12 protein-coding genes are annotated in these 12,241 nt (G+C 30.7%); 8 read left to right on the top strand and 4 right to left on the bottom strand.

The genetic code is table 11. The annotated features are described in order from the left end of the window. Positions 1-123: 123 nt before the first annotated feature. Both AC0N0V_RS15310 and AC0N0V_RS15305 read left to right on the top strand, forming a co-directional pair. On the top strand, positions 124-1,116 hold the full coding sequence (locus AC0N0V_RS15310) for a hypothetical protein (protein ID WP_474458908.1): 993 nt from the start codon (positions 124-126) through the stop codon (positions 1,114-1,116). Positions 1,117-1,514: 398 nt separating this feature from the next. After that, complete coding sequence (locus tag AC0N0V_RS15305; RefSeq protein ID WP_474458907.1) at positions 1,515-1,676, top strand: hypothetical protein; 162 nt, start codon at positions 1,515-1,517, stop codon at positions 1,674-1,676. 167 nt (positions 1,677-1,843) lie between these two features. Here the strand turns inward: AC0N0V_RS15305 and AC0N0V_RS15300 are convergent, their stop codons facing one another. Both AC0N0V_RS15300 and AC0N0V_RS15295 read right to left on the bottom strand, forming a co-directional pair. Continuing rightward, a complete protein-coding gene (locus AC0N0V_RS15300; protein WP_474458906.1) occupies positions 1,844-2,887 on the bottom strand; it encodes a cell wall-binding repeat-containing protein in 1,044 nt (347 codons plus the stop codon). A 499-nt stretch (positions 2,888-3,386) separates the two neighbouring features. Next, positions 3,387-4,337: a polyprenyl synthetase family protein gene (locus tag AC0N0V_RS15295; RefSeq protein WP_474458905.1), complete on the bottom strand. Its 951-nt coding sequence runs from the start codon at positions 4,335-4,337 to the stop codon at positions 3,387-3,389. A 213-nt stretch (positions 4,338-4,550) separates the two neighbouring features. Between AC0N0V_RS15295 and AC0N0V_RS15290 the strand changes: the two genes are divergently transcribed. The 3 genes from AC0N0V_RS15290 (at position 4,551) to cydB (ending at position 7,890) form a co-directional block, all read left to right on the top strand. Then, positions 4,551-5,429 (top strand): UbiA family prenyltransferase, encoded by an 879-nt coding sequence (locus tag AC0N0V_RS15290; RefSeq protein WP_474458904.1) that lies wholly within the window; start codon positions 4,551-4,553, stop codon positions 5,427-5,429. A gap of 74 nt (positions 5,430-5,503) precedes the next feature. Further along, on the top strand, positions 5,504-6,895 hold the full coding sequence (locus AC0N0V_RS15285; RefSeq protein WP_474458903.1) for a cytochrome ubiquinol oxidase subunit I: 1,392 nt from the start codon (positions 5,504-5,506) through the stop codon (positions 6,893-6,895). Next, positions 6,886-7,890, top strand: coding sequence for a cytochrome d ubiquinol oxidase subunit II (gene cydB / locus AC0N0V_RS15280; protein ID WP_474458902.1), 1,005 nt, complete (start codon positions 6,886-6,888; stop codon positions 7,888-7,890). Before AC0N0V_RS15285 ends, cydB begins: the two co-directional genes overlap by 10 nt. 615 nt (positions 7,891-8,505) lie before the next feature. Here cydB and AC0N0V_RS15275 read toward each other — a convergent pair. Both AC0N0V_RS15275 and AC0N0V_RS15270 read right to left on the bottom strand, forming a co-directional pair. Next, on the bottom strand, positions 8,506-9,036 hold the full coding sequence (locus AC0N0V_RS15275; protein WP_474458901.1) for a hypothetical protein: 531 nt from the start codon (positions 9,034-9,036) through the stop codon (positions 8,506-8,508). Between the two features lie 227 nt (positions 9,037-9,263). After that, complete coding sequence (locus AC0N0V_RS15270) at positions 9,264-9,398, bottom strand: hypothetical protein (RefSeq protein ID WP_474458900.1); 135 nt, start codon at positions 9,396-9,398, stop codon at positions 9,264-9,266. A 369-nt stretch (positions 9,399-9,767) separates the two neighbouring features. On the opposite strand from AC0N0V_RS15270, the gene AC0N0V_RS15265 reads away from it, so the two are divergent. From AC0N0V_RS15265 to AC0N0V_RS15255, 3 genes are all read left to right on the top strand, one after another. Continuing rightward, a complete protein-coding gene (locus AC0N0V_RS15265; RefSeq protein WP_474458899.1) occupies positions 9,768-10,565 on the top strand; it encodes a 4Fe-4S binding protein in 798 nt (265 codons plus the stop codon). 64 nt (positions 10,566-10,629) lie between these two features. Next, a complete protein-coding gene (locus tag AC0N0V_RS15260; protein ID WP_474458898.1) occupies positions 10,630-11,409 on the top strand; it encodes a TatD family hydrolase in 780 nt (259 codons plus the stop codon). 134 nt (positions 11,410-11,543) lie between these two features. After that, positions 11,544-12,053: a gamma carbonic anhydrase family protein gene (locus tag AC0N0V_RS15255; protein ID WP_474458897.1), complete on the top strand. Its 510-nt coding sequence runs from the start codon at positions 11,544-11,546 to the stop codon at positions 12,051-12,053. Positions 12,054-12,241 lie beyond the last annotated feature (188 nt).

Below are 12,241 nucleotides of genomic sequence, written 5' to 3'. Positions count from 1 at the left end.
TAAATTTCCTTTAAATTCTATAAAAGTTTTGAAGGAATTTACATTTATTTACAGAATATTTACATGTAAAGTATGGTTTTATAAACTAAAGAATAAAAATTGGGTAATGTAAGGAGAGGGAATATGGATACTATGCATGTAAATTTTAAAAATAAGATAACAAAGGGGCATCCCAAAAACCAAGTTGCAACAAATCTAGGGATTAGTCGGCCGACCTTAGATAAGCTCGTTGCGGAAAATAATATACAGACTCCACGAAAAGGCAAGTCTAGACTCATACTGGAACATGATTATTTGAGACTAAAAGAAATAATAAACGGCTATAATGAAGTGGCTCTTACAACTACTGAAGATGTAAATGTAAATTACTGTGTAAGCAATAATGAAATTTTGGAGGAAAACACTAAGGTGGCATTAAAAGAAACCTTAGAAGATATTGTAAATGTAAATGTAAAAAATGATGTAAAGCCAGAAACAACACCTGCGGAAATTGAACTATTAAAAAGAGAGAATGAAAAACTCGGACAAGAAGTAGAGTATTTTAAGACCCAATTAGAAAACGTAAAAACCGAATACAAAGAAGAGTTAAGCGTTAAGAACGTACTATTAAAGGATCGAGAGGAAACATTTAAACAAACAATAGCTAACTTCGAAAAAATTATAGCCAGCAAAGAAGCTCTTATGTTAAACCTAAATAATAAACTACTTTATTTAGAACAAAATGTTATTGGAAGGAATGAAGAGCTGGAGAAACTCAAAACTGAAAAAGATGTTAAAATACAAGCCTTAATGTCGGAGATTGCAATTAAAGATAATGAACTATCAAGTACTAAGTTAACAATAGAACAGATATTGGAAATAGAATCCGAGAAAGAGATCCTCCAAGGCAGAGTAAATACACTGGAGAAAGAGAAGAAAGACCTTATAAATAATTTAGAACTAGGAATATTAGAAAAAGATAAAAAGATTGATACCCTAACAAAAAATATAGAGGCCTTGGAGGAAGTGAAATCAGAAAAAGAAAAATTAGAGAAAGAGTTGGAGGAATTAAGAAATAAAGGTTTGTTAAGTAAATTAAAAAAGATATTTGGGCGTAAATATCAAGAAAGCATTTAGATAATTTAAAACTAGCTGCCATATTTGTGATTATGTTAAAAATAAACCTTTTGTATTCAAGTTAGAATATACCTCGAATGGGGAGTGTAGATAGATTTGTGTAAATTCAAATCTATCTACACTCCTTTTTGTGTATTCGGCAAATTAAGAATGTATAAATACGCAGCCAACATAGACTTATAATTATTAAAATAACAGTATAAGTATTAAAACATAAAAAGTACATCTCCCAATGCTGTATATTGATAACATTTGGAGGTGTACCTCAGTAATGCTCTTAAAATAATAGGACTTATGATGTTTTATTCTTTAAAGGCGAATTAAGGCAAGTCGAATGGCTGAAGGAAATACAAGTAATTGATTATAAGTTTGAGGGACCTTTTCAAACTATTGATTACGTGTATTATCCTAATAAATATGATGATAAAGGTTATACACCAGTAACTACTATTAAAGTTAATTCAATTATTAAACAGACACAAAGTTATTCTATGTTAGATACAAAAACTCACGAAATATCCGGTATTGCATGGACAGGAAATGGTATGGTATGGATATAACGCTGTATATACCATTCATATCAAAGTAGAATGATATGATAAAAATACATTAAGGAGATGTTTACTCTACCAAATTTAACCCCGGAGATATCCGGAGTTAAATTATTACTGCAAGATTTTCATGTAAAATCATATAAATCACTAATGTATCTTATTTTTAGATATCCCTAATCCATATTCATCATTTCATGGTCAATAGAAAGCGTTTTTTCAATCATTACTTGCGTAGGATAGGTAATATGGGATGCATCACCAAGAATAAAGCCGTGCATAAATGGAGGGAGAGGTATGTCTTTTGGAGGCATAGGTTTTACTGATTTAATATATTCTTCAACTACAGATGGTACCGTTTTATTTCTGGTTAAAACAAGAGGTGTGTGTTTGCCCATATGAGCAAATAATACTCCAGCTATAATGTCCATTGGATGATCTAATGCTCCGAATGTAAATGCATGTCCTTCTCTATAATTCCTTCCCCAACCAAATTCAGTTTTAAAATCTTTATATTTAGCAAAATTAACTGCTATATCATAAGGTGTATCTCCATCAATTCTATCTAAGTGCTTAACGTTTTCTAGTTGACATAAGGCTCTTTCAACATCTTCTGATATGGTTTTAGTTGATCCTATAATATAAATATTTATATCATGCATCTTCATAATAGATTCTAGTGTGCAGTAAGGAATGCAGTGCCTCTGTACATACAAAATAGGATCTCCATGATGTGCAGACCAGTAAGCAGCCATAATACCCTCAGAGTAGTCTTCACCAGAGACTATAAGGATATTTTTAAACTCTTTTCTTATACTAGGTATCCTACAAGCAGTTTCAAAATGGTTTCGTCCTATTACATGATATGTTTTAAAGCCATAGTGGTTTAGGGTTAAGGATATATTCCTTGAAATATTACCAACTAAAATTATATGTATTCCTTTATAACCTTTAGGAGATAATCTTCTAATTTCGCTTAATGTTTCTTGGTTTAACGTATTGCCATCAGTAAATAAAAGAGAAGCATTAATCGGAAAATGAATTAAGGGAGTTGCTGCTATTCCATCGAAAACTTCATCTTTATTTATTAATATAACAGCGTTAGGTTTCATGTTAGCAAAACCAATTTTAGACACTTCTACAGCAGTGTCTACAGGATTATTACTGCATATTCTTGTAGTATTTAATGTAAGTGGACACCTGTATGAGTTCATGTTCATTATTTTCCTCCTAGAAATTTATCTATAGATATTATATGGCTAGAAGATATATTTAGTGATAATCCAGTTTGTTTTATAGTGCTTTTATAAATTAAAGAAAGAAGGATATTTTTCCTATCCTTCTATTACTTAGATAAATGTTCAATGTGATAAATGGCTCTAATTTCTCTTTTGTAAACTATTAATGAAAAAACTAAAATGCAAATTTTCACAGTGCATATTTGCACTATGCTCTATGCAATTTTCAATGTTTTAAAAATAGTTTCCATAGGAATATTGTTTTGAGCGCATTCATATATTCATTGAATGTTATCTTTTTTAACATTGTTTCTGCAAATTAATAAATCTTTGCTAAAAGAATCATTATCATTTTCTTGAATCGAAGGCTCATGAAACACTGTAAGCCTACTCTTCAAACAGTGTTCTAAACTCACGGTTAAAGTCACACTCTCCCTTTAGTATCAAATACAGCAAAAATTTAATTATATAGTGCTATTCATCAATAACTTCTTAATAACATCTTTTCTACAAATGCTTTTAAAATTTGCTTTTCATCAGTATTTGGCAGTTCTTGAATAAGATTAAGAGATTTATTGGTATATTTTCGAGCCAGTTCTCTAGATTTCATTACTCCTTCCGACTCTTTTAAAATGCTAATAGCTTCAGTTAAGTTGCTTTCTACTAAACATCTCTTGAGCTTTTCATTACCTTTTTTTAATTCATATATAATAGGCAGGTTGTATATCCCTTCTTTCATGTCATTACCTGTAGGCTTGCCCAAAATTGCATCTGAAGATGTTAAATCGAGCAAGTCGTCTATTAATTGAAATGCCATACCTGTGTAATAGCCTATTTTTTTTAACCTATGTATTACATGAGCCTCTGCACAACCTTCATAGGCTCCAATGGATAAGCTGAGAGAAAATAGGGAGGCACATTTACCGTTAATTCTTTTTAAATAGTCTTTAATAGTTGAGTTAAAAGAATAAAGAGAAAAAAACTGACTTATTTCTCCACTACAGATAAATTTTATAGTTTCAGATACATCTATTATGCTTTTAGGAGAACAATTTTTAGAAAATAAAATATATGCTTCAGAAAATAGATAATCACCTGTAAACAATCCTGCTTTCACACCATATTTACTATGAATTGTTTCTTTTTTTCTTCTGATAGTAGCCGAATCGATGATGTCATCATGTACCAAAGTAGCTAAATGTAAAAGCTCTATACCAGCAGAAATTTTAAGTAGTCTTTCTCTTTCTAGTTTACCAAAACCTCCACTTATTAAGGTGAAAATCCCTCTGATTAGCTTTCCCTCATCAGTAGCTAAATCGTTGAAAAGTATGTCAACTTTAGTATTATTAGTTTTTAAGGTAGACTTAATTATCTTTCTCACTTCTAACAAGTCTTTATTAAGGTTTTCAATAAATATTTTTTCGTTTAGCATAGTTTGCCCTCTTTTCTTGCTAAATTTAAAATAAAAAGCTAAAACCAAAGGTTCATTCAAGCAAGTAACTGTTATAAATTTATAGTTTTTAGCAATTAATATTTAGTATCTGTAATTATTTTATTTATTTTTTAATAGATATAGAACGTGTTTTTAAATGTAATAATTAAATTGATTAGAGCCCTAAAAGAATATGTTTATGGAGGTTTTTCTATGCTTAAGAACGTTATTAAAGCTTGTAGGCCTGCCACACTAATTGTTACTTTAATATCAACTACTCTTGGAATAATAGTTGCAAATAAGCAAGGATATATTATAAAAAACTTATCATTTGACATTTTAAGGATATTGTTAGTAACAATAGCCGGTTTGCTCCTTCAAAGCGGAATGAATCTAATGAACAATTATTTTGATGAAGAGGTGGGAGAAGAACTTCAAAATAGGAGACAGTTTAATTTTTTAGGCTACAAGAGAAGTAAAGAAGAAATAGTTAATTTTAAAGTAGGTATAGTATTTTTTATAATTACAGCCTTTATTGGCTTATATTTAAGTTATTATGCAGGAAAGCAACTTTTGCTTATACAGGTTGTTGGTATATTTGCAGCATATGCTTATGATGGAAAGCCTTTTGAATATAAGAAGTATGGGTTAGGAGTGATAATGTCTTTTATAATGATGGGACCACTTATGATTTATGCAAGCTTTTTTGTTTTTTCAGGTGGCTTTTCCATAGTACCAATACTATATTCTTTTACTTTGGGATTATTTATTCCTGCAATTCTATTAGGTAATGAATTAAGAGATTATGAAGATGATGAAAAAAAGGAAGTGAAAACTCTCACTGTACGAATTGGCTATAAAAATGGCAAAGGATTGTATTTCATATTAATATTATTTGCATATGTTAATACGATAGTACTAATCTTATTTAGGCTTCTGCCTGTATACTCTGTTATAGTCCTAACAACAACTCCTTTATTGTTAAAAATAAAAAAATATGTTAAGTATGAAAGAAAACTTCTTGTACCTACAACAGCAAAGATATATTTAGTTTTTGGATTAGAATTTTTAATAATATTAGCTTTAAAATAGCATGCAACTTTTTAAAATGATTGCATATATTTATTAATAGAAATTCTTTATTAATAATAAATAGGAGGTCAATAATGGCAGAAGTTCTGACTTTAGCAAGATGGCAATTTGCTGTGACAACAATTTATCACTTCTTTTTCGTACCATTAACAATTGGGTTGTCCTTTTTTATTGCGGTAATGGAATCTTTATATGTCAAAACAGGAGATAAAAAGTATAAGCAAATGACTAAGTTTTGGGGAAAATTATTTCTTATAAACTTCGCCATGGGGGTTGTAACGGGGCTTGTTCAAGAATTTCAATTTGGAATGAATTGGTCAAATTATTCCAAATATGTGGGAGATATTTTCGGTGTACCCCTAGCTATCGAAGCATTATTTGCTTTTTTCTTAGAATCTACTTTTCTTGGAATATGGATTTTTGGATGGGAAAAGGTCTCCAAAAGAATACATCTCCTTTCAATATGGATTGTAGCACTAGCAACTACTATTTCGGCCTTTTGGATTCTGACCGCCAATTCGTTTATGCATGAACCAGTGGGTTACGTTATAAGAAATGGGAGAGCTGAGATGGCAAGCTTTATGGAAGTTATTGAAAATCCTCACCTTTGGGTTCAGTTTCCACATACCATTTTTGCATCACTGGCAACAGGAGCGTTTTTTATATTGGGAATTTCTGCTTACCATGTGGTGAATAATAACAAAGATGAATGGGTTAAAGCATCATTAAAGATAGGAATAATTGCGTCATTAATTTCAACTCTACTAGTAGCAGGAATGGGAGATGCTCAAGGAAAATACCTTGTTAAGCATTTGCCGATGAAAATGGCAGCAGCAGAAGCAATATGGGAAAATAAGGACCCTGCGCCTTTAGGGGTAGTAGCCGTGATTGATGAACAGAATAGAAAAAATACTTTTGAAATAGCAATACCGAAGCTCTTGAGCTTTATGAGTTACAATAGTTTTTCAGGTAAAGTAGAAGGGTTAAATGATATACAAGCAAGATATGAAAAACAATATGGACCAGGGAATTATATTCCACCTGTAACAATATCCTTTTATACTTTTAGATTAATGGTTGGTGCTGGAATGCTTATGTTGCTCCTATCAATAGCAAGCTTATATTACTATATAAGAAAAAATATATATGAAAAGAAAAAACTTCTTAAAGTTTTAGTAGTCGCGATTGCATTGCCATATATTGCAAATAGCACTGGATGGATTTTAACGGAGGTAAGTCGTACACCTTGGATAGTATTTGGATTATTAAAGCTTGAACAGGCAGTGTCACCTACAGTATCAAGTGGTTATGTTTTAACATCATTGTTAGCATTTGTAGCTGTATATTCAGTTTTAATCATTATAGATTTATGCCTAATGTTTAAATTCGCAAAAAAACCTCCTATGGGAAATAGAACTTCAATTTCAGGCTTAAAAGCGGATAAGGAGGGATCATTATGGATTTAGCTATTATATGGTTTTTGTTAGTAGCTGTTTTATTTATAGGTTTTTTCTTTCTTGAGGGCTTTGATTTTGGAGTAGGGATACTTCTAATATTTTTAGGTAAAACAGATGATGAAAGAAGAATTATTATAAATAGTATAGGACCATTTTGGGATGGAAATGAAGTTTGGCTTATAACCGCTGGAGGAGCAATCTTTGCTGCATTTCCAATCTGGTATGCTACTATGTTTAGTGGTTTTTACCTTGCTCTCTTATTGGTACTTATTGCCCTTATACTTAGAGGAGTTGCCTTTGAATTTAGAAGCAAGCATGAAAATAAAGTTTGGAGGAAAACTTGGGATAGAGTTATATCAGGAAGTAGTCTAGTTTTAGCTATATTATGGGGAGTTGCATTAGCAAATTTAATTAAAGGTGTTCCGATTGATAATGCTTTAAATTATATTGGTAGCTTCATTGATCTAATTTCTCTATATACATTAACAGCAGGTATTACAACACTTTTTATATTTATCTTTCATGGTGCAGTTTTTTTATCACTAAGAACTGAAGGGATATTAGTGGAGAGAGCGTTGAAGATAGCCGAAAAATTTGGTTTATATTCGGTAATTGCTTCTATAGTATTAATCATAGAAAGTTTCATTAAAACTGACTTGTATAATAGTAAATTCGCACTAGGGGCTGCGATAGCTGCTTTACTTCTTCTAATTGTAACCTTTATTATGGTGAAAAAGGGGAATACAACAATTGCAATGATAACAAATGGATTTGTAATAGCGCTTGGAGTTGGATCATTATTTTTAGGTATGTTTCCGAGGGTTATGGTCTCTAGTATAAAGCCAGAGTATAGTCTTACAATTTATAATGCAGTATCTAGCCCATACACGTTATCACTCATGTCAAAAATAGCTTTGGTTTTAGTGCCCATCGTGTTAGCTTATCAGATTTGGACTTATTGGATATTTAGGAAGAGAGTAAAAGCAGATGAGTTAGAGTATTAAGAAGAATACTTAATTATGATAAACATAAGGCAAGTAGAGAATGAAAACCTTTGTCTAAAAAATTTTAGATAAAGATAATGGGAGACTTTAGATGTTATTTTCTAAGCATAATAAAAGATGCCAATACTTCAAAGGTATTGGCATCTTATTATAGATATTACGCTTCTAAACATTCAGATAAACATTCTTCAATAACATCTTGAGTAATTATAAATATTTCTTCAGTTTTCATTAAAGTACCTCCTACTAATTCTCATAGAAACTAAGCAACAAGGTAGTATATGCTAATAAGAAAGCATTTAGTACAATAATTAAATAAAATTAAAAAGTTAGGGATTAAACTAGAAGATGTAAATTGAAGGTTCTAAGAATTGAAGGTTAGAAGATTCGTTGATATTCTAATTCTATATAACTCTAATATTTTGAAACAATTGTAATCTTGCAAATTGTACCTTGCAATTGTTCTATAAAAACTTATTTCGACTTAACTATCTAATTATAATCCATTACTTTAAATAACACAATATATTCTTATTGGTATTTATGTTTAATTTTAACATTTTCTATGTAAGCATAAAATATAGAAGCCCGTTATAGATAGGCATCTATAACAGGTTAATTATAGGTTTTGCTATAAAGAGCATTAAGTACTTTAGTTTCAGAGCGTGATGTCATATCTTTTACGATATCTAGATGTGCTTGTGATACCTCAGGGAATACTGATAATATTGTATCTATAACATAATCTATATTGTTGTCATTTAATATTTTTGCACTTCCTTCTTCGTCAGCAATCATACCTTCACCACTTAAAGAATCAAATATAGTATTAATAATCGGAGCCTTCATCACTTGGTTGGTTTCATTACATTTGTCTGTAAAATACAATACGTTATCAATAACTAAAAATTGTCCATATGCATATTCCTTTTGAGTGGTAGCTGAGTTATCCTCAGAAGGACAGTCATATTGCTTATGTTCTACATGTTTGAGATCTAGTCTATAGCTGTCTTCTTTTCTTGTTAGAACACATCCAATTTCAAGTTCTAACAACTTTTCTTTCATGTGATCAGAGAAATTTTCTCCAAATTCAGTAATAAACATCTTCATTGATATTGTTTTTTTCATTTTATAATTTTTTTTCACTATAAAATTCTCCTTTTTATTATATTATTTTCTTCTATGGTCGTTGGTATGCAGTTAAAGTTCTATAAGATAAAAAACCACCTTTATGAAGGTGGTACGTAATTCCTATTTATTATATTAGTATATCATAATAATCACAAATTAACAAAGTTTTTGAATTTATTTATAAGTTTAGGCCTCCAAGGTTGTATATATTACCAATCAGGGCCCTTGGAAGCTTTAATGCTTTACTTATTTTTGCGACTAACAGTTTTATCAGTTTTTCCGCTAGCTTCGTTTAATGCATCAAAAGTAGCGGTTTCTTCTCTATAAGCAAGAGCTTTATTGATTTTTATATTTTCAGTCATTTTTCTTTTTCTCATATTGTTATCTCCTTTCATATATAAGAGTTGTAAGCATTCAACAATTACATCTATAGTGTTTGCAGATTATTTTTCAATATGTCTGGTGTTTTTTACATTCTTCTATTAAAAATTTTGATCCTTAGTTTATTCCTGAGTAAAATGGTTATTGATATATTTTCAAAAATTAAATAATATAGAAAGTAGAAGTGAAGATTTTACTTATTTTTCCTTGTAAAACAATTTAAAAATATAATAAAATTAAAATGACAGCTATTTTAATTAGCATTTATAAAAAGCTTTTTTGATAACTATATGTATTGAAGTTTCGCTTTACAATAAAAGTTTTTTGTATATTGCGGTTTAAGTAAATAATTTGGGGGGATATCAGTGGAAAGTATAAATGATATTATTAAACTCACAGCAGAGTTTATAGAAAACACACCTTACAATAAAGTGGAAGAGTTAAAGGGATTAAAAATTTTCGATACACCTTTAATAGGCATTGCAACTACAGAGGATCCATTATTTTTAAAGTTAAAGGAAGAAGAGGTTATAGGGGTAGATTATATGACGCCTATAGAGTGGATGCCAGAGGCAAAGGCGGTTATATCTTATTTTCTTCCTTTTACCGAGGATGTAAGAAAGGCAAACCGTATAACAAAAGATTTACCTGCTTTAGAGTGGCTATATGGTAGAGTTGAGGGAGAAAAGGTAAATAACGAACTTCGAAAGTTTTTAGTACAAGTAATAAAAGACTTAGGAGGAGAAGCTTTAGCTCCTGCATTAGACACTAGATTTGTTTCCAAAGATTTCAAGAGTAATTGGTCGGAGAGACACACGGCTTATATAGCAGGAATTGGTACCTTCGGCTTAAGTAAATCCTTAATAACAGAAAAGGGTTCCGCGGGAAGAATAGGAAGTGTAATTGTAAATATGGCTTTTGAACCTACTGAAAGAAAGTACAGTGGTTTATATGATTATTGCAGTAACTGCGGTGCTTGTATTCATAGATGTCCTGTAAAAGCGATAGATGAAAATGGGAAAAAACATGAACCTTGTGATGAATTTTTAACAAATGTAACTAAAAAGCGCTTTGCGCCGCGTTATGGTTGTGGAAAGTGTCAAACAGCAGTTCCTTGTGAAGCAAGAATTCCGATTACGAGAAATTCTACAATAACAAAATAGCACTGGTGACTTCACCAGTGCTATTTTGTTAATTAAAAAATCAAAGATTATGGGAGAGGTAAAAATGATTATAGATGCACACACTCATTTGGATCACTATAGTGAAAAAGATTTAAGGAGAGCAATAAAAGAAATAAATAAAAATAAAATACTAAGCATAGCAAATGCTATGGATGTAGAGTCATATATGAAAAATAAACAAATATCCAATATGAGTCCGTACATAATTTCTACTTTTGGAATACATCCTTGGAAAGCTAAAGGTTATGAGAAGGATCTTCAAGAACTCATACCTTATATAGAGGAAACAAAAATAATAGGTGAGATAGGACTTGACTTTTTCTGGGTAGAAGATAAAGAAAGCTTTGAAGCACAAAGGAAGGTATTTGAATTTTTTCTAAGTGAAGCTAAAAGGCTAGATAAGGTTATAAATATTCACACCAAAGGCGCTGAGGAGGAAGTTTTAAATTTGCTAGATAAATACTCCCTAAATAGAGTAATAGTTCATTGGTATTCAGGACCCAAAGATATTTTACTCAAAATGATGGAGAGAGAGTATTATTTTACAATAAGTTCTGAACTCCACTATTCGGATACTATAAGGGAGATAGCAAAACTTATACCCCTAAATAGAATATTTGTAGAGACTGACGGCCCAGGTGGAGAGGAATGGCTAAGCAGAAGTATGGGGATGCCAACTCTAACTAAACAGATAATGACAAGTTTATGCAAAATGCATAAGATTACTTTTAAAGAATTAGAAGAACAGATGTACAGTAACTTTATAAATTTAGTTGGTTCAAAAATGTTAATAGATTTAGAGAGTAACTGGAAAGATAGATAAATGTTAAATATAAATTTGTCAATCAAAAGCTGACATAAAACGCACACTGTTAATACTTTCTTTTGCGATAAAATTTGGTATAATTTAATAGAATAAATAACTTTAAGAAATAACTATTTTAAGGAGTGACTTAAATGATACGTAATTATAAGGACTATTTACCTAAAATACACGATAATGGCTTTGTAGCAGAAAGTGCGGAAATTATAGGAAAAGTAATCTTAGAAGAGGAAAGTAGTATATGGTTTGGTGCTGTACTTAGAGGAGATTGTAATTCTATACATATAGGAAAAGGATCTAATATTCAAGATAATTGCACAGTACATGTAGGTGAGGAGAATACTGTAGAAATAGGCGAATATGTTACTGTTGGACATAATGCAATTATACATGGATGCAAAATTGGAGATAATTGCTTAATAGGTATGGGATCTATTATTTTAAATGGTGCAGAGGTAGGAGAAGAAACAATAGTAGGTGCAGGAAGTCTTGTAACTGCTGGAAAAAAGATACCTTCAGGAGTTCTATGCATGGGATCTCCAGCAAAAGTTATTCGTGAATTAACTGAAAAAGAGAGAGAGCATATCAGAGAGTCTGCAAAATTTTATTTAGACGAATCTAAAGAGTATAAAAATAGCAAATAAAGTGCAAGCAGAAAACCCAAATATCCGATTTGGTGCAAATTTCTTTCATAGAGTGCGAGGGAGTATTAGAGCGGGTAGCCATCAGATAAATAAAAACTATTAGACTGAGTAATCATTTTATTAGAATTGTCAGTGTTAACGTAAAGTTAAGGAGGATGGCCTAACACCCGAAAGGTTTGACATATTTA

The sequence above is a fragment of the Clostridium sp. CS1-1 genome (assembly GCF_056135525.1).
The sequence above is the reverse complement of the archived record's forward strand: the minus strand, read 5'-3'. Positions and strand labels throughout refer to the sequence as shown.

What these genes read in the sequence shown, in the direction of transcription:
- AC0N0V_RS15310 (WP_474458908.1), top strand. Translation starts at nt 124, where the DNA reads ATGGATACTATGCATGTAAATTTTAAAAATAAGATAACAAAGGGGCAT.
- AC0N0V_RS15300 (WP_474458906.1), bottom strand. Translation starts at nt 2,887, where the DNA reads ATGAACATGAACTCATACAGGTGTCCACTTACATTAAATACTACAAGA.
- AC0N0V_RS15295 (WP_474458905.1), bottom strand. Translation starts at nt 4,337, where the DNA reads ATGCTAAACGAAAAAATATTTATTGAAAACCTTAATAAAGACTTGTTA.
- AC0N0V_RS15290 (WP_474458904.1), top strand. Translation starts at nt 4,551, where the DNA reads ATGCTTAAGAACGTTATTAAAGCTTGTAGGCCTGCCACACTAATTGTT.
- AC0N0V_RS15285 (WP_474458903.1), top strand. Translation starts at nt 5,504, where the DNA reads ATGGCAGAAGTTCTGACTTTAGCAAGATGGCAATTTGCTGTGACAACA.
- cydB (WP_474458902.1), top strand. Translation starts at nt 6,886, where the DNA reads ATGGATTTAGCTATTATATGGTTTTTGTTAGTAGCTGTTTTATTTATA.
- AC0N0V_RS15270 (WP_474458900.1), bottom strand. Translation starts at nt 9,398, where the DNA reads ATGAGAAAAAGAAAAATGACTGAAAATATAAAAATCAATAAAGCTCTT.
- AC0N0V_RS15260 (WP_474458898.1), top strand. Translation starts at nt 10,630, where the DNA reads ATGATTATAGATGCACACACTCATTTGGATCACTATAGTGAAAAAGAT.
- AC0N0V_RS15255 (WP_474458897.1), top strand. Translation starts at nt 11,544, where the DNA reads ATGATACGTAATTATAAGGACTATTTACCTAAAATACACGATAATGGC.